Here is a 21,188-nt window from a genome sequence, read left to right on the forward strand (position 1 = left end):
CGGGGATTTTATGGGGAGGTTGCAGGCCCAGGCAAGGAAAGTCACCGATCCAGCGCAAGCCGGAGACCCGGTTCGTGGGCCAGCAACTGGTTCCAGCGCACGGCGGGCAGGCGCAGACCGAGATGCCAGCCGCCCTCTTCGTCCATGCGCTCCGAGGTGATTGCCCCCTCGGCATACAGGCGGGCCCGCAAACGGGCCTCCGCGGGCGTAAGAGACACGTCGAGGCGCACGATCTCTTCGGCCAGGCAGGCTTCGATGGCCTCGATGAGCAGATCAAGACCCAGCCCCTTGGCCGCCGAGATCCACACCCTGCGCGGACGCCCCTCCTCGTCGACCTCGATGCGCGGCTCGCGCCCCATCAGGTCGATCTTGTTGTAGACCTCAAGCACGGGGACCTCGTCGGCACCGATCTGCGCAAGCACGGACTCGACCTCGGTGATGCGCTCCTCCCGCCCCTCGCTCTGGGCGTCGATCACATGCAGCAGCAGGTCCGCCTCACGGGTCTCCTCCAGGGTGGAGCGGAAGGCCGCCACCAACTCGTGCGGCAGGTCGGCAATGAAACCGACCGTGTCCGCCAGCACCATCGCCCCGCCCTGCGGCAGCTCGACGCGGCGCAGGGTGGCATCGAGGGTGGCGAACAGCTGGTCGGCAGCGTACACACCCGCCTCGGTCAGGCGGTTGAACAAGGTGGACTTGCCGGCGTTGGTGTAGCCGACCAGGGCCACGGTGGGCACCTCGGCACGCTGACGCCCCTTGCGGCCTTCCTGCCGCTGCGCGCGGACCTTCTCCAGCCGCTTCTTCAGCTGGTTGATCCGCACCGCGACCAGACGCCGGTCGGTCTCCAGCTGGGTCTCGCCCGGGCCGCGCAAGCCGATGCCGCCCTTTTGGCGCTCAAGGTGGGTCCAGCCGCGCACCAGACGAGTGGAGAGGTGCTGCAACTGGGCCAGCTCGACCTGCAGCTTGCCCTCATGCGAACGGGCACGCTGGGCAAAGATGTCGAGGATCAGCCCGGCACGGTCGAGCACCCGGCAACCGAGCAGCTTTTCGAGGTTGCGCTCCTGACTCGGGGAGAGGTCATGATTGACGATGACCAGGCTCGCCCCGCGCGCCTCGACCTCCTGCCGGAGCTCCTCCGCCTTGCCGCTGCCGATCAGGGTGCGCGCATCGAACTGGGTGCGGGTGACGACCAGCACGCTCTCGATGGCGGCCCCGGCGGAGCGGGCGAGCTCGACGAACTCATCGAGCGCCTCGGGGGATTCATCCGTGCGCGAGCGCACGTGCAGCAGGACGGCCTTCTCACCCTCCCCGGTGGTCTTCACCCCGGGGCGTTCGAACAATTCCATCCGCGCTTCAGATGCCTTCGTTGAGGTCAGGATGGCCGGTCTCGACCTCCTGCCCGTCGGACGGGATGTCCATCGCCACCGGACGGGCCGGCACGATGGTGGAGATGGCGTGTTTGTACACCATCTGGCTGACGGTATTGCGCAGCAGCACCACGTAGGCGTCGAAGGATTCGACCTGGCCCTGCAGCTTGATGCCGTTGACCAGGTAGATGGACACCGGCACGCGCTCGCGGCGCAGGGCGTTCAGAAAGGGTTCTTGCAGGGTTTGGCCTTTGGCCATGAAATCGTCCTCAAATCGTTCTTAGTACATGTTAGCACGCGACAAAACCGCCCCCGGCGAGCCAGGACTCCAGCCCCGCGGCCAGCCGGTCGGGGGCCACCTCCATGTCCAGCTCATGCAGTTTCTGCTCGCTGCGCAGCCAGGTCATCTGCCGCTTGGCCAGGCCCCGGGTCGCGGTCACGCCCAGTTCCACCATCCGTTCATACGTATGGGCACCATCGAGATATTCCCAGACCTGGCGATAGCCCACCGAACGCATGGACGGCAGGCCAAGATGCAGGTCATCACGGGCGCGCAGGGCCTCGACCTCCTGGATGAACCCGGCCTCGAGCATCTGGGTAAAACGTTCGGCAATCCGCTCACGCAAGAGTTCACGCGGGGGGATGAGGGCGAGCTTCAACACCCGGCCGACCTCCGGAGCCGCTTGCGCCCGCCCACGGGCCTGCCACACGGAGAGCGGCACCCCGGTCAGGCGCCACACCTCCAGCGCCCGCCCCAGCCGCTGAGGGTCGTTGGGATGGATGCGCGCCGCGGCCTCGGGATCGACCCGGGCCAGCTCCGCATGCAGGGCGGCCCAGCCGCGCGCCTCTGCCTCAGCCTGGATCGCCTCACGCAGCTCGGGATCGGCGGCGGGCAGTTCGGCCAGGCCATGCTCCAGGGCGCGGTAGTAGAGCATGGTGCCGCCGACCAGAAGCGGGATGCGCCCCTCCGCGTGGATCTCGCGCATCGCCGCCAGCGCATCCTGACGGAAACGGGCGGCGGAATAGGCCTCGGCCGGGTCAAGGATATCGATCAGCCGATGGGGGAATTCACGCAGGGTCTCGGCATCCGGCTTGGCGGTGCCGATGTTCATGCCGCGATAGACCAAGGCCGAGTCCACGCTGACGAGTTCGACCGGCAGGCGCCGCGCGAGCTCCAGCGCAAGCCCCGTCTTGCCGGAGGCCGTGGGGCCCATGAGCCAGATGGATTGCATCGTACCGATGGGCGCGTGGATCAGGCGGCCTGCCGCTCAGAACGCATGGGCTGGATCTTCGCCAACTCATCCGCCAGGCGCTCCTTCGCCAGCACGGTGTCATATTTGGCCTGCAGCCTGAGCCACCAACCGTCGCTTAGGCCAAAGAAGCGGCACAGGCGTAGGTCGGTATCCGCCGTGATGGCACGCTTGCCGTGCACGATCTCATTGATCCTGCGCGGCGGGACCCCGATCGCCTTGGCCAAGGCGTATTGGGACAGCTCCGCGGGTTTGAGGAATTCTTCGAGCAGCATTTCACCGGGCGATACCGGCGGAAGTTCGCGTTTCATGGTCATAAGCCTCAGTGATAGTCCACGATCTCGACATCCCAGGCCGCCCCGTTCTCGAAGCGAAAACAGACCCGCCATTGCGCATTGATGCGCACACTCCATTGCCCCAAGCGGTCGCCCTTCAGAGGCTCGAGTCGGTTGCCGGGGGGCGCACGCATGTCCTCGATGGTCTCGGCGAGCTCGAGCTGCTCCAACTTGCGCAGTGCCGCACGTTCGATTTGCGCGAATCGTGCCACCCGTTTTCCTTGAAACAAGGATTCCGTGTCCTTGCATTTGAACGTCTTGATCATGTCCCGATATTAACGCCCAACGTTAATAGCGCAACACTCACTGCCCGCGCAGAAAGAGGCGATCGAGATCCGCCATGGTCAGCCGGGTCCAGGTGGGGCGGCCGTGGTTGCACTGGTCGGCGCGCGGGGTGGCCTCCATGTCGCGCAGCAAGGCGTTCATCTCCGCCAGGGTGAGCCTGCGACCGGCACGCACGGAGCCATGGCAGGCCATGCGCGAGAGCACGGCGTGGAGGGCCTGTTCGATCCTGCGGGAATCGCCGTGGCGGGCGATTTCCTCCAGGGTATCAAGGGCAAGACTTGCGATGTCGGCATGGGCCAGCAGGGTGGGTACCTCGCGCACGACGAGGGTGGTCGGGCCGATGGCATCGAGCACGAGCCCCAGCCGGGTCAGGGCCTCCCGGCCCTCCTCCACCGCATCCATCAGGCGGGCATCCACCTCCAGCGGCAGCGGGACGAGCAGCGGCTGGCGGCGGATGCCATCCTCCTCCAGGGCGCGCTTGAGCCGCTCGTAGGCGATGCGCTCGGCGGCCGCGTGCATGTCGACCACGATCAGACCCTCGGCGTTCTCGGCCAGGATGTAGACGCCATGGAGCTGGGCGATGGCGTAGCCGAGCGGGGGGATGGTGGCATCGCTGGGGGAAGCGTCGTCCCTCACCCCTTCCCCTCTCCCAGAGGGCGAGGGGTAGGAAGGCTCAGCGAGGGCCTGGTAGGCGGCGAGGGTTTCGCGTACCTCGAAGCGGCTGGGCTGCAACGGCAGACCGCTCTGCCGAGGGGGGGCATAGCTTGTCTGGGATTCCTGAAGCTGAAGGGAGGGTGTCCCCACCTGGCCCGAGGCGAGGCCGAGCGCCGAGGCAACACGCACTGGCCCTGCCGTGGGGCGCAGTTCTCCGATCACACGGTGCAGGGTGGAGAACAGGAAGTCATGCACCCGGCGCGCCTCGCGGAAGCGTACCTCCAGCTTGGCCGGGTGGACGTTGACATCCACGCCCTCCGGGTCGAGTGCAAGGAACAGCGCGTAGGAGGGCTGGCGTGCGCCGTGCAGCACATCGGCATAGGCCTGACGCACGGCGTGCAGGACGACCTTGTCGCGCACGGCACGGCCGTTGACGAAGAAGTGTTGCACCTCGGCACGTTCTCGCGCGTGGGTGGGGGGCTCCAGCCAGCCCCACAGCCTGAGACCATCGATCTCCTGCTCGAAAAAGATGGCGCTGGATGCGAAGGATGAGCCGCCGATGGCGGCCAGGCGCGCCTCGGCGGGCTCGTCGGCCTCCGTGCGCCAGAGCACCCGCCCCCCCGAGCGCAGGGTGAAACCCACATCGCGCCGGGCGAGCGCCATGCGGCGGAGGGTCTCGTCCAGGTGGTGCTGTTCGGTGCGCTCGGCGCGCAGGAACTTGCGCCGGGCGGGGACGTTGAAGAACAGATCGCGCATCTCCACCGTGGTGCCCTGCGGGTGGGCGGCCGGGACCACCTCCGCCCGTCCCGGGTCGCCCGGGCTGTGGATGCGCCAGGCATGTTCGGCCCCCACCGCGCGGGAGGTCAGGCTGAAATCCGAGACCGAGGCAATGCTGGCCAGGGCCTCGCCACGGAAACCGAAGCTGCCGACGCGCAGTAGGTCGTCGAGATTGCGGATCTTGCTGGTGGCGTGGCTGGCGATGGCGAGCGGCAGGTCCTCGCGCTCGATGCCCCGTCCGTCGTCCCGCACCCGCAAAAGGCGTACTCCGGCGCCCTCGATGTCCACCTCGATCCGCGAGGCCCCTGCGTCGAGGCTGTTCTCCACCAACTCCTTGAGCACGCTCGCCGGGCGCTCGACCACCTCGCCGGCGGCAATCTGGTTGATCAGCTGGGGTGGGAGGACCTGGATTCTGGACATGCCGAACGGTTGACGGGTGCAATCAGCCGATCAGCATGGGGGTGTTGACGGTCGGGATCAAGTGGCACGCCTGATGGCCAAACGTTGTAAGGCCTCCAGCAACAGGGCCCGGGGCCCGCCTCAACGAGCATTACCACGAAGCGCGAACCTTAGAGGCGGGCGAAACGAGACCTCCGGTGGTGAGAGAAAAGCACCCTCACCCCAACCCCTCTCCCGCATGCGGGAGAGGGGGCAAGAAAACCTTCGGTGCGTAAACACACGCTCAGAGCATGGCAAAATGGGTGCCCTCCAGCGCCTTGCTCGCGTAATAGCTGTGCAGGCCGCGGAACACCGAGCGCGCCACCTTCTCCTGGTGGATTGGCGTACGCAGCTTGCGCTCCTCTTCCGGGTTGGAGAGGAAGGCACTCTCGACCAAAAGCGAAGGGATGTCCGGCGACTTGAGCACTACGAAGCCCGCCTGCTGCACCTCGCGCTTGTGCACCGCACCGATCTCCCCCAGTTCGGTCAGCACACGCTGGCCGGCATCCAGGCTGGCCTGCATACTGGCGGTCTGGGAGAGGTCGAGCAGGACGGATGCAAGGGTATCGTTGCGGTCACTGAGGCTCACCCCACCCACCAGATCGGCGGCGTTTTCCTTATCGGCCATCCAGCGCGCAGCCTCCGAGCTTGCGCCGTTGAGCGAGAGACAGAACACGGAGGCACCGCGCGCGTCCGGGTCGCTGAAGGCGTCCGCGTGCAGGGAGATGAACATGTCCGCCTTGTGCTTGCGCGCAATGCGGGTGCGCTCGCGCAACGGGATGAAGACATCGCTGCTGCGGGTCAGCACCGGCTTGAAGCCGCGCTCCGCGCGCAGCATGGCCTCCAGCTTGCGGGCGATGGCGAGGGTCACGTCCTTCTCGCGGGTGCCGTCGCGCCCCACGGCACCGGGATCCTTGCCGCCATGCCCGGCGTCAATGGCGATCACAAGGTCACGCAGGCCGCCGCGCGGGGCCTCGCGCACCGGCACCGGACGCTCGACCGCGACCGGCGCGGGGCGGGCGGCCGGTGGCTCAGCCTTCGCCACACTGGCCGGAGCGGCCATGCCGAGCGGCGGGTGCGGCATGTCCAGCACCAACTTGAAGCCCTTGCCGTCGGGATTGGGCAAAAGCAGGGCACTGGGCTTGGTGGGCTGGTGCACATCCAGCACCAGGCGCAGGTCACTGCCGTTCTGGATACCGCTGCGCAGGCGGGAGACGATGCAGCCATCCGGCAACCTGAGGTCGAAATCACGCGGCAGGCTGGTCTCGCTCAGGTCCAGCACCACGCGGTTCGGATTGCCGAGGGTGAAGACCTTGTAATCCGCCGGCGCGGTGAGGTCGATGACCAGACGCGTGCCGCGCTCGCTCAGGCTGGTGCTGGCCTCGCGTACGGAGGCACGAACCCCAGCATAGGCGGACTCGGGCAGCCAGAGCAGCGACGCCCCGCCGCCCAACAGACCAAGCAAGAAACGACGACGGGCATTGCTTTCATGGGCTGAAGTCATGACCCACCTCGCGCACTCAACGGACTCATGCGTGTTTTTATAGTCGAGAGGCGGCGAAAGTTCAATGCTATGAAGGAGATAAGCCCCATTCCTTGAGCCGATCCTTAACTCGGACCAACCAAGAGGCCCCGGTGGGGCTCAACGCCTCCAGAAAACACGCCCGCCCCGCGGGCTGGTGCTCCAGGCGGATCGCCAGGTCGGGCGGCGGCAATACCCCCTCACCGCGCTCCGGCCATTCGACGAGGCAGAGCGTGTCCGCGCCGAAGTCCTCGCGCGCGCCCATCCACTCCAGTTCCTCCGCGTCCGCCAGGCGGTAGAGGTCATAGTGGGCGATGCGGTGCCCCTCGATCTCGTAGGGCTCGACCAGGGTGTAGGTGGGACTGACCACCCGCCCCGCATACCCCAGGGCGCGCAGGAAGGACCGCACCAGCGTCGTCTTGCCTGCCCCAAGCTGACCATGCAGGGCCACCCAGCCGGAGCGCGGCGCCGTGTGCGCCAGCACGCCGCCCAGGGCCTCGGTGGCGGCCTCGTCGGCAAGCGTGAGCCTCAGCATGGGGCGATTTCCTCGAGCAGGCGGCGGGCATGGGGCAGCAGGTCGAGGGCGAGCACGCCCCGCCCTTCCGCAGCCGCAGCCTCACCCGCTGCGGCATGCAGGCAGACGCCAAGACGGGCCGCATCCCCCGGCGCCAACCCTTGGGCCAGCAGGGCGCCGAGCATGCCGGAGAGCACATCGCCCATGCCGCCGCTGGCCATGGCCGGATGCCCGTGCTCACAGCGAACGAGGCCGGCGTCATCCGCGATGAGGCTGCCCGCGCCTTTGAGTACCCAGGTCGCACCGAAGGAGGCCTGCAAGGCGTGGGCGGCCGCCATGCGATCGGCCTGGATGACGTCGATGCCTGTAGCGAGCAGGCGCGCGGCCTCACCGGGATGGGGCGTGAGGATGGCAGGCGCAGTGAGCCGTTGCCTGGACTGCGCGAGCAGGTTCAGGGCATCGGCATCCACCACCATCGGCAGCCCAGCCGCGAATGCGGCCGCGAACAACGCCTCGGCCCACGCGTCCTGGCCAAGGCCGGGGCCAAGCACGAGGACGGTGGCGCGGGAGAGCAGCGGCTGCAATGCCTCGGCGCGCTCCACCCCGTGCACCATGAGCTCGGGCCGGGTGGCACCGAGAAAAGGGGCATGACTGGTGCGGGTGGCGATGCTCACCAGCCCGGCCCCGAGGCGGGCGGCGGCCTCGGCAGCCATCCTTGCAGCCCCCGCCATGCCATGGTTGCCACCGATCACCAGCACATGGCCGTAGTCGCCCTTGTGGCTGTCGCGCCGACGCGGCGGCAGGATGCCGCGCAGGTCGGTGAGGAGGAGAGGCGAAGGCTGGCTCATCGGCGCGGGATAAAACCGAGCACATCCATGGCGCTGCGCAGGGTCACCTCGGCCCGCGCCGCGGCCTTGTCCGCGCCGTCGTTGAGCAGGCGCATCAGTTCACCCCCCTCCCCGCGCAGCTCGCGATAACGCTGTTGCACCGGCTCGAGGAAGGCGATGACGGCATCGGCACAGGTCTTCTTCAGGGTGCCGTAGCCCTGCCCGGCGAGCTGTGCCTCCCAGTGCTGGATGCTCTGGCCGGTGACGGTGGCGAGCAGGGTCAAAAGGTTGGACACCCCGGCCTTGTGCTCCGGGTCGAAGCGGATCTCGGTCTCCGAATCGGTCACCGCCCGCATCAGCTTCTTACGCACCTTGGCCGGATCATCCAGGAGGGCGATGGAGGCCTGTTCGTTGGGGTCGGATTTGGACATCTTCTTGCTCGGGTCCTGCAGGCTCATGATCCGCCCCCCCACCTCGGGAATCATCGGCTCCGGCACGGTGAACACCGGGCCGTACAGATTGTTGAAGCGGATGGCGAGATCACGCGCAAGCTCCAGATGCTGTTTCTGGTCGTGGCCCACCGGCACCAGGTTGGACTGATAGAGCAGGATGTCAGCCGCCATCAGCACCGGGTAGTCGAACAGGCCGACGTTGATGTTGGCCTCGTGCTGCTGCGACTTGTCCTTGAACTGGGTCATCCGCGACAGCTCGCCCATGTAGGCATAGCAGTTGAGGATCCAGCCAAGCTCGGCATGCGCCGGCACATGTGACTGCACGAACAGGGTGGACTTGGCCGGGTCGATGCCACAGGCGAGGTAGAGGGCGATGAAGTCCAGGCTGCGCTCGCGCAAAAGCTTCGGGTCCTGACGCACGGTGATCGCGTGCAGGTCGACCAGCATGAACAGGCTGTCGTGGGTGTCCTGCAGCTTCACCCAGTTGCGGATGGCGCCGATGTAGTGGCCGATGAGCAGGTTGCCGGAAGGCTGGATACCGGAGAGAACCACCGGACGGGTCGTCGTTTGCGCGGTCATGGGGCTGGAGGATCGGTTCGGAAGCAGAAAATGCCGGCCATGATAGGCCGGGTACGGAGGGCGTTCAAACGCCGCTTGCCAAGACCTGCGCGCACCGATAAGTTCAAGCGATGCATCACAGCCCCCTCACCGACGTCCTCCTCCTACTCGCGGCCTCCGTGCTCGCGGTGACCCTCTTTCGCCGCCTCAACCTGCCGCCCCTCCTCGCCTATCTCGGCGTCGGCGCGCTGGTCGGACCGCATGCCCTCGGCTGGGTGCCGGATACCGAAAATACGCGATTTTTGGCCGAATTCGGCGTGGTCTTCCTGCTGTTCACCCTCGGCCTGGAGTTCTCGCTGACCCGGCTGGTCGCCATGCGGCGCGCGGTGCTGGGCATGGGCGGCGCGCAGGTGGCAATCACCGCACTGGTCGCGGGCAGTGCGGCCTGGGCCTTGGGGCTTTCCATTCCCGGGGCGTTGGTGGTCGGCGGCGTGCTGGCCATGTCCTCCACCGCCATCGTCATCAAATTATTGACCGAACAACTGGAGATCAACTCCCGCCACGGACGGGCCGCGATCGGCATCCTGCTGTTCCAGGACCTCGCGGTCATCCCGTTCCTGATTCTGATCCCGGCCTTGGCCGCAGGGGGGGATCACATCGGTCAGGACATGGCCATCGCCCTGGGCAAGGGTGTGCTGGTCACCGGCCTCCTGCTCGCCGCCGGACGCTGGCTGCTGCGCCCGCTGTTTCACGAGATCGCCAAGGCACGTTCGCCGGAGCTGTTCACCCTGGCGGTGCTGCTGGTGGCCCTCTCCTCCGCCGCGCTGACCCATGCGGCCGGCCTCTCGATGGCACTCGGCGCCTTCCTCGCCGGGATCATGCTGTCCGAGACCGCCTACCGCCACCAGATCGAGAGCGACATCCGCCCTTTCCAGGACGTCCTCCTCGGCCTGTTCTTCATCACCATCGGCATGCTACTCGACATGCAGGCCCTGCCCCATATCCTGCCGAGCGCCCTCGGCCTGCTGGTGCTGATGGTGCTGATGAAGACGCTGATCATCTTCGGCGTGGGCGTCGCCCTGCGCGAGGAGCCGGGCGTGGCCCTGCGCACCGGCCTTGTGCTGGCACAGGGCGGGGAATTCGGCTTTGCCCTGCTGGCGCTGGCCTCGCGCGGCAGCCTGCTGTCGCACGAGGCGGTGCAGGTCGTACTCACCACCGTGTTGCTGAGCATGGTCGCCACCCCCTTCCTGGTGCGCTACAACGGCCGCATCACCAAGGCCCTGATCCGCGGCTACCGGCAGACCTATGTCGAACGGCGCGAGGAGATCGCCCAGCAGAGCGCCGAACTCACGGGGCACGTCATCCTCTCAGGCTTCGGCCGCGTGGGACAGAACCTTGCCTACCTGCTCGAGCAGGAGGACATCCCCTACATTGCGCTCGAGGTCGATCCCGACATCATCCAGAAGGCCCAGCGCGCGGGCTACAACGTCCATTTCGCCAACGCCACCCACATCGACCTGCTGCGCGCTGCCGGCATCGACAAGGCACGCGCGCTGGTGATCACCCATCACGATGCCGAGGCGGCACTCAAGACCCTCAACGTGGTCCGGCTCCAATATAAGGAATTGCCGGTGTTCGTGCGCGTGCTGTCCATCAACCGCATGGACGACCTCCTCCGGGCGGGGGCGACCGAGGTGGTGGCGGATGCCTTCGAAGCCAGTCTCATGCTGGGCGCCCACCTGACCACCCGCCTGGGCGTTCCGATGCGGCGCGCGCTGCACCGGGCCCAGCGCATCCGCCACGACCACTACAGCCTGCTGCGCCACATCTTCCAGGGCCGCGGCGATTCCGTGGATGCCGCCAATGCCCTGCGCGGCTCGCTCGCCAGCATCACCCTTCCCCCCGGGGCCTGGGCCGTGGGGCGCACCCTTGGCGAGGCCCTCGCCGGACTGGATGTCCTGCCCGACGCCATCCGCCGTGGCGGAATCAAGGGGGACATGCCAGAATCGACCACGGTGCTCCAGGCGGATGACACCCTGATCCTCTACGGAACCGAGAAGGAACTTGAACGGGCCGAGGCCCATCTGCTGGGAGGGCAATGACTGATCATGCATACCGCATCCAGCCCATGGAGCACCGTGCGCATCGTTGACGCCGAGCCTGCTCGGGCGGGAGCGCATGCATGAACCCGATCACCCCTCTGCGCCAAGCGTGTCTCACAGCCTTCCGCGACGCCCTCGGGGCGATCCTCCTGCAAGCCGAGGAACTCCTGTTCGCCCTTGCGGGACAGTCGAGCGAAGGGAGTGCGGTCGACCTGCATCTGGATACGCTGCGCTATCTGCGCAGCCTCCGGAGCGACGGCGCCCAGGCCATCACCCGGCATCTTGCGGAGCAGTGGGAAGGCGGGAAAGCCGACGCGGAAGTGGACCCGCTGGTGAGCCAGGCCCTTGGCCGGCTCGCCGTCCATGCAGAAGCTGTGCATTTCGAGGCGCTCGCCGCCATCGAGCGGGGCCTCCAGGCCGCCGGTGCCGAAGCGGCCTTTTCGATGGACGACCTCAGGCCTCAGGCCTTCACCTCGGCCATCGCGGCCTATCTGGCCGAACAGCCCGCCCCTCCCCCCGTCCAGCTGCTTTTGGTCCGCCTGCTGGACCAGCTGCTCGTCCCGGCCATGGACGAGATGTACCAACGCATCAAACAGGTTCTTGAACCGCACAGCCGCGCGGGCGAGGGACACGCCCCGGGCGAGACGGTCGACCATACGGCCACCGGGGTGATGGAGCGCAACGCCCTGCTCGCCCATCTGGATGCCATTCAGTCGCGCGTCTGCAGCCGGATCCCCGACCAAGTCACGGAACTGCACCAGCTCCGCGGCATACCCGAGCTGCCGCACGACGTCGCCCTCGCCCCCGAGCTCCAACGCCTGATGGACCTGATGGGCCTCATGGTCTACGACGCCGTGACCGATCCCGGCCTCTCCCTCAGCTTCAAGAGCATGTTGCTGCGCATGCACCTGCCGCTGATGAAGGCCGCCCTGCTTGACCGCGAGGTCTTGCACGACGTCAAGCATCCTGTGCGCCAGCTATGGAGCCGGCTGGTCGATCTGGCGCGGGCTCCGAATGCCGAACAGGCCCCATGGCGGCCACGCGTGGAGCGCATCATCGGCAGCTTGTGCAGCGACTTCGCCCACGACCTCGGCATCTTCTCCACAGCGCTGGAAAAACTGCGCACCGCGGAGTACCTACCGCGCGACATCGCCCCGGCCATGGAGCGGGCTGCCTCGCACCGTACCCCCGTGGTGAGCTTCAACGAGGCCCGCACCGCGGCCACCCAGGCCATCCACACCACCCTGGCATCGCATGGCACGGTTCCGCAGCCCTTGCGCACCTTCCTACTGCAGACCTGGGGGCCGCTGATGCTGCTGATTGCCCAGCGAACGGGCCCGCAGGGCGACGACTGGGAGCAAGCCCACGGCATGATGCGGGAGCTGGTAAGTCTATCGGCCGCTGGGGATGCGGGCCGTCCGGAAGGCGTGGAGCCCCTGCTGCAGAGGATGCAAGAGACCCTCAGACGTCACGGCCTGGAGCAGAGAGGCTTCCACAAGACCTTCGAGGAACTGCGCCAGGCCCTGGAGAGCACAGCGCCGGAAACCCAAAAACCGGAGGCTGAAGCCCCACCCGCCTCCGAATCAAGCCCACCGCCTGCGCAGCCCCCCGCCTTGCCGCAGCCCTCCCTCGCCCTGCCCCAGCGCGTGGTGGACGAATTCATCCGCATGGCCTTTCAGCCCGGGGACTGGTTCCTCGTCCATGTCGCCGAGGGCCAGGTTCCGCGCCGCCTCAAGGCCTACCATGTGGACACGACCCTGGGCGTGCTGGTGTTCGCCGACCGGCTGGAGCAGCCGGTGCTGGAGCGCCCCATCGGCCAGTTCATCGACGACGTGCTGGCCGGACGCTCGCACCCCGTGTTCGAGGACGAACGTCACGCCCATGCCCTCAGGCAATTACGGCAGCATATCTCCACCTCTTTACCCGGTACGGAGCGTCGTTGAGCATGAGCCATTCGAACATCGAACGCCGTCAGCAGCCAAGGCGGGCGTATTCCGACGCCCTTTTCGTCAGCACACTGGACGAGCCGAAGGTGACCTTCCCCTGCCAGACACTCGACATTTCGGCGGAAGGACTGCGCCTCTCCGCCGACCGCTCCCTCGCCGTGGGGCGCCCCGTCCAGCTCTGGCTCCGCCTGGCGAGCCAACCCGGCACCTTTCTCCTGCGCGGCCAGATCCGCTGGTGCGAGGCCGTGGGTGCGGGCTACAGCCTGGGCGTCGCCATTGAGGCGGGAAGCGGCGACGGTCGAGACTGGAAAGCCCTGCTCATGCCCCTGGCCGGCATCAAACTGTCGCTCGACGCGGACTGAAGCACCGCCCCGGCCATTGGGCCAAGAAATGTCCCATTCAGGGCACGAGGACGATCTTACCCTGGGTATGTCCCGTGCCGATCCGCCGATGCGCCTCGGCCACCTCCGTGAGCGGCAGGACCGCCCCGACATGCACCGTGAGCCGGCCATCGGCCAGCATGCCCAACCCCTGGCGCAGGATGTCGACCTGGTGGGCGCGCGCCTCGGGCAGGTCTTGCAGCATCGGCGTCAACATCAGGTCGAAGCCGATCCTCAGGTTGCGGCTGCGCGCCTCCTTCCATGGCGCGTCCGCCGGCGGCTCGAGCAAGGTCACCACATCGCCGGCGTAGGCCGTGCAGGCGATCCCCTGGTTGAACGACGTCCCGCCCACCGTATCGAACACCACGTCCGCACCACGCCCACCGGTCAGGCGCATCACCCGCTCGACCAAGTCTTCTTCGGGGTAAAGAATGGCCTCGTCCGCCCCCAGCATGCGCACGAACGCAGCCTTCTCCGGCGTGCCTGCGGTGGCCAGAACACGCGCTCCCGCAAGCTTGGCCAGTTGGATGGCGACATGTCCCACCCCGCCCGCCCCACCCAAGACGAGCACGGTCTGACCCGCCTGAAGGCGGGCGCGGTCATACAAGGACTCCCAGGCGGTGATGAGCACCAGCGGCAAGGCTGCCGCCTGCTCGAAGCTCACCCCATCCGGGATGAGGCCCGTCTCGGCGGCCTCGAGCACGGTGTACTCGGCATAGTTGCCCGGGGCCCCACCCAGCCCGCCATGGCAAAAGGCTACCCGATCGCCAGGAGCCAAACCGGACTCCGCGCCAGCCTCGACCACTTCGCCCGCCCCGTCGCAGCCGAGGATGGCCGGCAGGGCGTTGGGATAGAACACTCCCCGGGCACGCAGCTTGGTATCGATGGGGTTGACCCCGGCTGCGCGCAGGCGCACCTTCACCTGGCTCGGGCGGGATAGGGCGGGCTCGGGAACATCCGCCCGTTGCAGGACCTCGGGCCCGCCGGCGGCGGTCATCAGCATGGCACGCATGAGTCACTCCTTTACAGCGGCGCCGTTCACGCGCCTGTCATGTCGGAAGGGAACGATGGCAGGATTTTACCCGCTACACCCGCGCTGCGAGGGGCCCCATGCGCCTTTTGATGGTTTCCGACGTGTATTTCCCGCGCGTGAACGGCGTCTCGACCTCCATCCAGACCACGCGCCGCGCCCTCGGTCGGCTCGGGCACGAGGTCACGCTGATCGCGCCGGCCTATCCCCAGCCTCACGCGGACGACGAAAGCCTGGTGAGAATTCCCGGCCGCCGGGTGCTGTTCGACCCCGAGGACCGACTCATGCGCTGGAGCGAACTGATGCGGCTTGGCCGAAACCTCGCCGCCCAAGAGTTCGATCTGCTGCACATCCACACCCCCTTCGCCGCGCACTACGCCGGCCTGCGCCTGGCCCGCTCGCTGGGGCTGCCGGTGGTCGAGACCTACCACACCTTTTTCGAGCAATACCTGGAGCACTACATCCCCTTCCTGCCCGGTGCGCTGCTGCGCCTGGCCGCGCGCCGCCTGACGGTGAGCCAGGGCAATGCGGTCGACACGCTCATCGCCCCCTCCCTCGCCATGCGCGACCAGCTGCTGCGCTATGGCGTACGCACCCCCGTGGAGGTGATCCCGACCGGCATCGACCTTACCGCCTGGCGCGGGCCGGAGGCCCCCGATCCCCGCCCCGCCCTGGGACTGACCGCGGATCAGCCGATGCTGCTCTATGTCGGCCGGATGGCGTTCGAGAAGAACATCGAGTTCCTGCTCGGGATGTTCACCCACGTCCTCGTCCAACGACCGGACGCCCGCCTTGTGCTGGCCGGAGAGGGCCCAGCCGAGGCCCACCTGCGCCGGCAGGTCGGTCTGCTTGGCTTGCAGGAGCAGGTGCGATTCGTCGGCTACCTGCCGCGCGATGGCGCACTGCAGGCCCTGTACCGTGCCGCTGACGCCTTCGTCTTCGCCTCCACCACCGAGACCCAGGGGTTGGTGCTCATCGAGGCCATGGCCCTAGGCACGCCGGTCGTGGCCCTGGCAGAAATGGGCACGCGCGACATCGTGCAGGAGGGTGAGGGAGGACTGGTCGCACCGCATGAGCCGGCGGGGTTCGCCGCGCGCGTGCTCGAACTGCTGAACCACCCGCACCAAGCCGCCCAGCTTGCAGCCAAGGCCGTGCTGGCCGCCGAAGCCTGGCGAGAAGAGCGGGTGGCCGGACGGCTGGTGGAGCTCTATGAGCAGCTGATCGGACGCAACCTAAACAGGTCGAGCCCGCCGGCGTAGGCCCTCACTCCTGCGCCATGGAGCGCAACATCCACGCGTTCTTCTCGTGGGTCTCCATGCGCCGGGTCAGAAGGTCGATGGTCGGCTGGTCGTTGGCCTTCTCGGCCACCGGCAGGATGTCACGCGCGGTGCGCACCACGGCCTCTTGGCCTTTGACCAGCTCGATGAGCATGCCATGCGCATCCAGCGTGCCTTCCGGGATGCCAAACGAGGCCAGCTTCTCGAACTGTTTGAAGGTGCCCGGGGCCGGTTCACCCAAGGAACGGATCCGCTCCGCAATCTCGTCGATGCCGGTGAACAGCTCGGTGTACTGCGCCTCGAACATGGTGTGCAGGGCGTTGAACTGCGGGCCAACCACGTTCCAGTGGAAGTTGTGGGTCATCAGAAACAGGCTGTAGGAGTCAGCCAAAAGGCGGGCGAGTCCGCCGGCAATGGCCTGACGCTGCTTGTCATCCAGGCCGATGTTGATGGGACCGAGGGTCATGCTTTTCTTCTTGGCCATGGTGCATCTCCTTCTGGTGAGGTGGTGCCAATAACCTTAGACCATGCCCTGCCCGCCTGCAGTGGTTTGTTTCAATGCGGGGCATTGACGGCTTCTATCATTCAGCAGGCTTGCCGAAGAAGGCGCGCACCGCCTCCAGCGACTGCGTGCGCCGCATGGGTGGCAGGCTGTCGAGGAACTGCTTGCCATAAGGCTTGCTGCGGATGCGCGGGTCACACAACATCAGCACCCCACGATCCTGCTCGCCGCGAATCAGCCGTCCCGCCCCCTGTTTGAGGGTCAGGATGGCCTGCGGCAGCTGGTGGTGGACGAAGGGTTCCAGGCCCTGCTTGCGCATCGCGTCCATGCGCGCCTTGAGCACCGGGTCATCCGGCATGGCGAAGGGGAGCTTGTCGATGATGACCAGACTGAGCGCCTCGCCCTGCACATCCACGCCCTCCCAGAAGCTCTGCGTACCAAGCAAAACGGCGTTTCCGAGTTCGCGGAAACGCTCGATCAGCCGATGGCGCGGCATCTCGCCCTGCACCAGCATGGGGTGAGTCAGGTGGTGGCGCAGCAGCTGCTCCGCCTCCTTGAGGGCACGGTGACTGGTGAACAGCAGGAAGGCGCGGCCACCACTAGCCGCAAGCACCGGCAAGGCCGCCTCGACCACGGCGCGGGTGTAGGCCGGGCTGTTCGGCTCCGGCATATTGGGCGGGTGGTAGAGCAAGGCGTTGCGCGGGTAGTCGTAGGGGCTGTCGAGGCGCAGCGTGACCGTCTCCTTGCCGAGCCCCACCCGGCGGGTGAAGAACTCGAACCGCCCCTGCGCGGTGAGGGTGGCGGAGGCGAACACCAGCGCGCGCGGTCGTCCGTGCAGCGCGCGGGCGAGTCCGGCGGCGGCATCCAGCGGCGTAACGTGCAGGGCGAAACCGCGCGCGCTCAGCTCGTACCAGAGCACTTCCTCGGCGTTCTCGGCCTGACTGAAGCGGGCAAACAGGGCAAGCGCGGCCTCGGCGCGCTTTTGCGCGTTTTCCAACCCCTTGCCGCGCGGCGCGGCAAGGGCAAGCCCCTCGCGCAACGCGGTCAGGGCGCACTCAAGCGCATGCAGGGCATCGATCAGGACGGGCTTGTCGCGCGCCGCGCTCCAGGCATCACGGGGGGGCTGCAACTCGAACGCGAGGCGGAAATCGGCCACGGCCTTCTCCAGCGCGCCGGCCAGATCACGCAGTGCGCCCATCTCCGGCGCGTCGCGCAGCTGTTCGTTGAGCGTGTCGCGCGCAAGGTCGAGCAGCTGGCGCGAGGTGAGCGTCTGCCCGGCAAAGGCGCTGGCGATCTCCGGCAACTGGTGCGCCTCATCGAAGATCAATGCGTCGGCCTCCGGCAGGAACTCGCCGAAGCCTTCCTCACGCAGCTGGGCGTCAGCGCAGAAGAGGTGGTGATTGATGACCACGAGGTCTGCCTCCTGCGCCCGCCGCCTGGCCTCGAACACGAAGCAGTCCTGGAAGTTGGGGCAGTCGCTTCCGAGGCAGTTGTCCGTGGTCGAGGTGACCATGCCGAGAATCGGCGAGCCCTCCGGCACGCCCACACATTCGGCAAGATCGCCGCTCTGGGTGCGCATCGTCCAGGCGTCGATGGTGCGCAGCTGCTCGCGCAGCTCGCCAGAGCGGATGAACTCCAGCGTCTTCGCCCCCTCCAGCCGGTAGCGGCAGAGGTAGTTCGACCGCCCCTTGAGCAGGGCCACGTCGCGGCTGGCGCGCAGGATGGCCTTGACCCGAGGCAGGTCGTTGAGAAACAGCTGATCCTGCAGGTGGCGGGTGGCGGTGGCGATGATCACCTTGCCCGGATGGAGCATGGCAGGGACGAGGTAGGCGAAGGTCTTGCCGACCCCGGTGCCCGCCTCCACCACCAGGGTGGATTGCTGCTCGAGCGCCTCCTCCACCGCATCCGCCATGCGGCCCTGCGACTCGCGCACCGCAAAACTGGGGTTCTGCTCGGTGAAGGGGCCGTGCGGGCCGAGGAGCTCGGAGGGGCGCATGCCAGACTCAGCGCGCGCGCGCCTGCGCGATGATCTGGTCGTTGCGGGCCTTGAGCGCGGCGTTGCCGGCCGCGAGGCCACTGGACTTCAGCGCCAGCTGCTCGGCCTGGGCCTTGTCGCCCTGGCGCAGGCGCACCTCGGCCAAGCGCGACCACAGGCCGGCATTGTTCGGCTCGATGCGCAGGGCGCGCTCCAGCGTGGCCGCTGCACCCGAGAGATCCCCCGCGCGCATGTCCTCCTCGGCCCGTTTGGTCAGCGCCATCACCGCCGGGCCGCCGCTGGGGGCGGGTGTGGCGAGGGCGAGCTGGGTTGCGGCCGGGGCGGGGGATGAGGCTGGGGCCGGCTGCGCCGGCGGCGGGAGCTCGGCCATCGGCGCCCGCTCGATGGCTGGCGTGAGCGGCGCAGCCGGTACGGCGGGCGGGGCCGCCTGCGGCAACGGTTTGACGGTCAGCGGGGTCTCCTTCATGCCCTCTCCCGGCAGGGTACGGACGACCGGCTCCTTGGGCGCCGTGGCCGTGGGCCCAGGCAGGGGCTTGGGCTTGGCCACGGGCTGTTCGATCTCCTTACGCACCGAAGGCGCGGAGGAACAGGCGGCCAACATGAGAGCAGCGGTGGCGAGAGCTGTCAGGCGGGTGATGTTCATTGCAGCAGTTGGTTGAACCAGTTGATCAGGGATTCTTCATGGCTGCCCTGCTCGACGGGCGCCTCGCCACAGCCGCTCATTTCGCGCGGCGCGGTGCCCTCGATGTAGGGCAACGTGACCGCGCCCGGACAACCGGGTGGGGCCAGCAGCCCGGTGCTGGGGTCGATGGAGACCCACTCCACCCCCGGCGGGGCCTGGTTGGAGCGCGGCTGCTGCGGCAGGGCGCGCATCAGCTGGGTGAAGATCGGCAGGGCGCCGCTGGCACCGGTGAGCTTGGTCGGCTGGTTGTCGTCACGCCCCACCCAGACTACGGCCAAACGGTCGGCCGAGAAACCGGCGAACCAGCTGTCGCGCATATCGTTGGTGGTGCCGGTCTTGCCCGCGAGCTGCAGCCCCGGCAGGGCCTTGCCGAGGGCGGCCGCCGTGCCTTCGCGCACGGTGCCCTGCATCGCGGTGGTGACGAGGAACACCGGTGCGGGCTGGGCCGCCTGGCGGACCGTCAGGGCGTAGCGGGCCAGCGGGCGACCATCGGCATCGAGCACCCCGCGGATGGCGCGCAGCGGGGTTTGAAAGCCGCCTGCGGCCAGGGTCTGGTACATCTGCGCCACCTCGAGCGGGGCCATCTCGACCGCACCGAGCATCATCGCCGGGGTCGGCTTGTCGGGCGGCGTGCCGCCCAGGCGGCGCAGGGTGGAGGCGACGTTGTCCACCCCAAGGTCCAGCCCCACCCTCACCGCCGGCAGGTTGAGCGAGTGCGCGAGGGCCCGGAACAGCGGTACCCGGCCTCGGTATTCGCGGTCGTAGTTCTCCGGCGACCAGGGCGGACTGCCCGGCTGCTCGAGGGTGAGTGGCGCATCCTCGAGCAGAGTGCCAAGACCGTAGCGCTGCGGCTGCTCAAGGGCCGTCAGATAGATGGCGGGCTTGACCAGCGAGCCGATTGGGCGGCGCGCGTCGAGCGCGCGGTTGAAGCCCTCGAAACGGGGTTCTCGGTCGCCGACCACGGCCAGCACCTCGCCCGAGGTCGGCTCGGTGACGATCACCGCGGCCTGCAAGCTCCCAGCCGGCAGCTTGCGCGCCTTCTCCAGTTGCGGAAGCTGCGCCGCCACCGCCTGCTCGGCCTGCCATTGCACCTCCGGGTCGAGCGTGGTGTAGATGCGCAGGCCCAGCGTGCGCAACGCCTGCTCATCGTATTCCTGCTTGAGTTGCCGACGCACCAGCTGCATGAAGGCCGGCTGCAGCCCCTGCCCCCCGCCGGCGGTCTTGCTCACGCCCAGGTCCTGCCGGCGGAGTATGTCGCGCTGGTCCGGCGAGATCAGGCCCTGCTCGGCCATCACGCCGAGCACGACGTTGCGCCGCTCGAGCGCGCGCTCGGGGTTGCGGCGCGGGTTGTAGTACGACGCCCCCTTGACCATGCCGACCAGCAGGGCGAGCTGGTCTGGGTCCAGTTCCCTCAGCGGACGGCCGAAGTAGAACTCGCTCGCGAGGCCAAAGCCGTGGATGGCGCGGTTGCCGTCCTGCCCCAGCCAGACCTCGTTCAGGTAGGCCTCGAGGATCTGCTCCTTGCTGTAGTGCCACTCCAGCTCGATGGCCATGATCAGCTCGGTGAGCTTGCGCGAGATCGTGCGCTCGTTGCTGAGGAAGAAGTTTTTCGCCAGCTGCTGGGTGATGGTGCTGCCGCCCTGGGTCAGCTGGCCGCTGACCATGTTGACCACCATCGCGCGCAGGATGGCCCACGGGTTGACGCCGTGATGCTCAAAGAAAGACTGGTCCTCCACCGCGAGCAGGGTCTGAACCAGCAGCGGCGGGGTGTCCTGCAGGCGGAGCAGGACACGATCCTCCTGCTTGTCCGGATAGAAGCTGCCGATCACCGGCGGGTCGAGACGGGCCAGGTCCACCGGCTTGCGCGCCTCATCCCAGAGACCGGCGACACGGTTGCCATCGAAGCGGATGCGCAGCAGCCGTTCTGGCTCCTCACCGTCCACATGCTGCGCGCGGCGGGCATACACCTCGAAGTCCACACCTGCCTTGCGGTACTCACCAGGCTGCGGATGGCCGTCCGTCTGGCGATAGCCCAGCCGGCCCAGCTCGCGCTCGAGCTGGATGGGCGAAAGCGGCAGACCGACCCACAACTCCATCGCCCGCGCATAGACCTTAGCCGGCAGGGCCCACAGGCTTCCGGAGAAGCGCTCCTGCACGCGGCGATCGAGATGCGTGGCGTACAGTGCCAGCAGCAGCCCGCCGACAAGCAGGAGGGCAAGGGCCAGCTTGAGCAAGAAGGCAACGATGCCCGAGCGGGCATGGGCGGGCCGGGAACGGCGGGAGGTCATGGGAATGGA

At 67.7% G+C, this 21,188-nt stretch carries 19 protein-coding genes; 4 read left to right on the plus strand and 15 right to left on the minus strand.

Going from position 1 to position 21,188, the window contains the following annotated elements:
• Nucleotides 1–41: 41 nt before the first annotated feature.
• The 10 genes from hflX to trpS form a co-directional block, all read right to left on the minus strand.
• Nucleotides 42–1,343 carry a ribosome rescue GTPase HflX gene (hflX, locus tag V6D91_RS07090; protein ID WP_347319046.1) on the minus strand — a complete coding sequence of 434 codons (1,302 nt, stop codon included), beginning with the start codon at nucleotides 1,341–1,343 and terminating at the stop codon, nucleotides 42–44.
• Between the two features lie 7 nt (nucleotides 1,344–1,350).
• The gene (gene hfq / locus V6D91_RS07095) at nucleotides 1,351–1,623 is read right to left on the minus strand and encodes an RNA chaperone Hfq (RefSeq protein WP_347319048.1); all 273 of its coding nucleotides are present in this window, start codon (nucleotides 1,621–1,623) and stop codon (nucleotides 1,351–1,353) included.
• Between the two features lie 31 nt (nucleotides 1,624–1,654).
• Complete coding sequence (gene miaA, locus V6D91_RS07100; RefSeq protein WP_347319050.1) at nucleotides 1,655–2,596, minus strand: tRNA (adenosine(37)-N6)-dimethylallyltransferase MiaA; 942 nt, start codon at nucleotides 2,594–2,596, stop codon at nucleotides 1,655–1,657.
• A 20-nt stretch (nucleotides 2,597–2,616) separates the two neighbouring features.
• A complete protein-coding gene (locus tag V6D91_RS07105; RefSeq protein WP_347319051.1) occupies nucleotides 2,617–2,925 on the minus strand; it encodes a HigA family addiction module antitoxin in 309 nt (102 codons plus the stop codon).
• Nucleotides 2,926–2,936: 11 nt separating this feature from the next.
• Nucleotides 2,937–3,215, minus strand: coding sequence for a type II toxin-antitoxin system RelE/ParE family toxin (locus tag V6D91_RS07110; RefSeq protein ID WP_347319052.1), 279 nt, complete (start codon nucleotides 3,213–3,215; stop codon nucleotides 2,937–2,939).
• 37 nt (nucleotides 3,216–3,252) lie between these two features.
• Complete coding sequence (gene mutL, locus V6D91_RS07115) at nucleotides 3,253–5,085, minus strand: DNA mismatch repair endonuclease MutL (RefSeq protein ID WP_347319054.1); 1,833 nt, start codon at nucleotides 5,083–5,085, stop codon at nucleotides 3,253–3,255.
• Between the two features lie 262 nt (nucleotides 5,086–5,347).
• Nucleotides 5,348–6,607 carry an N-acetylmuramoyl-L-alanine amidase gene (locus V6D91_RS07120; RefSeq protein ID WP_347319056.1) on the minus strand — a complete coding sequence of 420 codons (1,260 nt, stop codon included), beginning with the start codon at nucleotides 6,605–6,607 and terminating at the stop codon, nucleotides 5,348–5,350.
• 67 nt (nucleotides 6,608–6,674) lie between these two features.
• Complete coding sequence (gene tsaE, locus V6D91_RS07125; protein WP_347319058.1) at nucleotides 6,675–7,160, minus strand: tRNA (adenosine(37)-N6)-threonylcarbamoyltransferase complex ATPase subunit type 1 TsaE; 486 nt, start codon at nucleotides 7,158–7,160, stop codon at nucleotides 6,675–6,677.
• Complete coding sequence (locus tag V6D91_RS07130) at nucleotides 7,154–7,987, minus strand: NAD(P)H-hydrate dehydratase (protein ID WP_347319060.1); 834 nt, start codon at nucleotides 7,985–7,987, stop codon at nucleotides 7,154–7,156. Before V6D91_RS07130 ends, tsaE begins: the two co-directional genes overlap by 7 nt.
• Complete coding sequence (gene trpS, locus V6D91_RS07135; RefSeq protein ID WP_347319062.1) at nucleotides 7,984–8,997, minus strand: tryptophan--tRNA ligase; 1,014 nt, start codon at nucleotides 8,995–8,997, stop codon at nucleotides 7,984–7,986. Before trpS ends, V6D91_RS07130 begins: the two co-directional genes overlap by 4 nt.
• 110 nt (nucleotides 8,998–9,107) lie before the next feature.
• Between trpS and V6D91_RS07140 the strand changes: the two genes are divergently transcribed.
• From V6D91_RS07140 to V6D91_RS07150, 3 genes are all read left to right on the plus strand, one after another.
• On the plus strand, nucleotides 9,108–11,078 hold the full coding sequence (locus V6D91_RS07140; RefSeq protein ID WP_347319064.1) for a monovalent cation:proton antiporter-2 (CPA2) family protein: 1,971 nt from the start codon (nucleotides 9,108–9,110) through the stop codon (nucleotides 11,076–11,078).
• A gap of 80 nt (nucleotides 11,079–11,158) precedes the next feature.
• On the plus strand, nucleotides 11,159–13,021 hold the full coding sequence (locus V6D91_RS07145; RefSeq protein WP_347319066.1) for a DUF1631 family protein: 1,863 nt from the start codon (nucleotides 11,159–11,161) through the stop codon (nucleotides 13,019–13,021).
• Between the two features lie 2 nt (nucleotides 13,022–13,023).
• Nucleotides 13,024–13,386, plus strand: a complete 363-nt coding sequence (locus V6D91_RS07150; RefSeq protein WP_347319068.1) for a PilZ domain-containing protein — start codon at nucleotides 13,024–13,026, stop codon at nucleotides 13,384–13,386.
• 37 nt (nucleotides 13,387–13,423) lie between these two features.
• Here V6D91_RS07150 and V6D91_RS07155 read toward each other — a convergent pair whose 3' ends face one another.
• Nucleotides 13,424–14,416 carry a zinc-binding dehydrogenase gene (locus V6D91_RS07155; RefSeq protein ID WP_347319069.1) on the minus strand — a complete coding sequence of 331 codons (993 nt, stop codon included), beginning with the start codon at nucleotides 14,414–14,416 and terminating at the stop codon, nucleotides 13,424–13,426.
• A gap of 98 nt (nucleotides 14,417–14,514) precedes the next feature.
• On the opposite strand from V6D91_RS07155, the gene V6D91_RS07160 reads away from it, so the two are divergent.
• Nucleotides 14,515–15,693, plus strand: coding sequence for a glycosyltransferase (locus tag V6D91_RS07160; RefSeq protein WP_347319071.1), 1,179 nt, complete (start codon nucleotides 14,515–14,517; stop codon nucleotides 15,691–15,693).
• A gap of 4 nt (nucleotides 15,694–15,697) precedes the next feature.
• On the opposite strand, the gene V6D91_RS07165 is transcribed toward V6D91_RS07160, so the two are convergent.
• The 4 genes from V6D91_RS07165 to mrcB form a co-directional block, all read right to left on the minus strand.
• A complete protein-coding gene (locus V6D91_RS07165; protein WP_347319073.1) occupies nucleotides 15,698–16,195 on the minus strand; it encodes a Dps family protein in 498 nt (165 codons plus the stop codon).
• Nucleotides 16,196–16,292: 97 nt separating this feature from the next.
• Entirely contained in the window at nucleotides 16,293–18,209 is a 1,917-nt protein-coding gene (locus V6D91_RS07170) for an ATP-dependent DNA helicase (protein WP_347319075.1), read from the minus strand.
• Between the two features lie 7 nt (nucleotides 18,210–18,216).
• A complete protein-coding gene (locus V6D91_RS07175) occupies nucleotides 18,217–18,852 on the minus strand; it encodes a tetratricopeptide repeat protein (protein WP_347319077.1) in 636 nt (211 codons plus the stop codon).
• Nucleotides 18,849–21,179 (minus strand): penicillin-binding protein 1B, encoded by a 2,331-nt coding sequence (gene mrcB, locus V6D91_RS07180; protein WP_347319079.1) that lies wholly within the window; start codon nucleotides 21,177–21,179, stop codon nucleotides 18,849–18,851. Before mrcB ends, V6D91_RS07175 begins: the two co-directional genes overlap by 4 nt.
• Between the last annotated feature and the right edge of the window lie 9 nt (nucleotides 21,180–21,188).

It is taken from the genome of Thiofaba sp. EF100 (genome assembly GCF_039822285.1).
Classification (GTDB): Bacteria; Pseudomonadota; Gammaproteobacteria; order Halothiobacillales; family Halothiobacillaceae; genus Thiofaba.

Excerpts from the sequence above, each read along its gene's own strand:
- hflX (WP_347319046.1), bottom strand. The coding sequence starts at position 1,343 with ATGGAATTGTTCGAACGCCCCGGGGTGAAGACCACCGGGGAGGGTGAG.
- hfq (WP_347319048.1), bottom strand. The coding sequence starts at position 1,623 with ATGGCCAAAGGCCAAACCCTGCAAGAACCCTTTCTGAACGCCCTGCGC.
- miaA (WP_347319050.1), bottom strand. The coding sequence starts at position 2,596 with ATGCAATCCATCTGGCTCATGGGCCCCACGGCCTCCGGCAAGACGGGG.
- V6D91_RS07105 (WP_347319051.1), bottom strand. The coding sequence starts at position 2,925 with ATGAAACGCGAACTTCCGCCGGTATCGCCCGGTGAAATGCTGCTCGAA.
- V6D91_RS07110 (WP_347319052.1), bottom strand. The coding sequence starts at position 3,215 with ATGATCAAGACGTTCAAATGCAAGGACACGGAATCCTTGTTTCAAGGA.
- mutL (WP_347319054.1), bottom strand. The coding sequence starts at position 5,085 with ATGTCCAGAATCCAGGTCCTCCCACCCCAGCTGATCAACCAGATTGCC.
- V6D91_RS07120 (WP_347319056.1), bottom strand. The coding sequence starts at position 6,607 with ATGACTTCAGCCCATGAAAGCAATGCCCGTCGTCGTTTCTTGCTTGGT.
- tsaE (WP_347319058.1), bottom strand. The coding sequence starts at position 7,160 with ATGCTGAGGCTCACGCTTGCCGACGAGGCCGCCACCGAGGCCCTGGGC.
- V6D91_RS07130 (WP_347319060.1), bottom strand. The coding sequence starts at position 7,987 with ATGAGCCAGCCTTCGCCTCTCCTCCTCACCGACCTGCGCGGCATCCTG.
- trpS (WP_347319062.1), bottom strand. The coding sequence starts at position 8,997 with ATGACCGCGCAAACGACGACCCGTCCGGTGGTTCTCTCCGGTATCCAG.
- V6D91_RS07140 (WP_347319064.1), top strand. The coding sequence starts at position 9,108 with ATGCATCACAGCCCCCTCACCGACGTCCTCCTCCTACTCGCGGCCTCC.
- V6D91_RS07145 (WP_347319066.1), top strand. The coding sequence starts at position 11,159 with ATGAACCCGATCACCCCTCTGCGCCAAGCGTGTCTCACAGCCTTCCGC.
- V6D91_RS07150 (WP_347319068.1), top strand. The coding sequence starts at position 13,024 with ATGAGCCATTCGAACATCGAACGCCGTCAGCAGCCAAGGCGGGCGTAT.
- V6D91_RS07155 (WP_347319069.1), bottom strand. The coding sequence starts at position 14,416 with ATGCGTGCCATGCTGATGACCGCCGCCGGCGGGCCCGAGGTCCTGCAA.
- V6D91_RS07160 (WP_347319071.1), top strand. The coding sequence starts at position 14,515 with ATGCGCCTTTTGATGGTTTCCGACGTGTATTTCCCGCGCGTGAACGGC.
- V6D91_RS07165 (WP_347319073.1), bottom strand. The coding sequence starts at position 16,195 with ATGGCCAAGAAGAAAAGCATGACCCTCGGTCCCATCAACATCGGCCTG.
- V6D91_RS07170 (WP_347319075.1), bottom strand. The coding sequence starts at position 18,209 with ATGCGCCCCTCCGAGCTCCTCGGCCCGCACGGCCCCTTCACCGAGCAG.
- V6D91_RS07175 (WP_347319077.1), bottom strand. The coding sequence starts at position 18,852 with ATGAACATCACCCGCCTGACAGCTCTCGCCACCGCTGCTCTCATGTTG.
- mrcB (WP_347319079.1), bottom strand. The coding sequence starts at position 21,179 with ATGACCTCCCGCCGTTCCCGGCCCGCCCATGCCCGCTCGGGCATCGTT.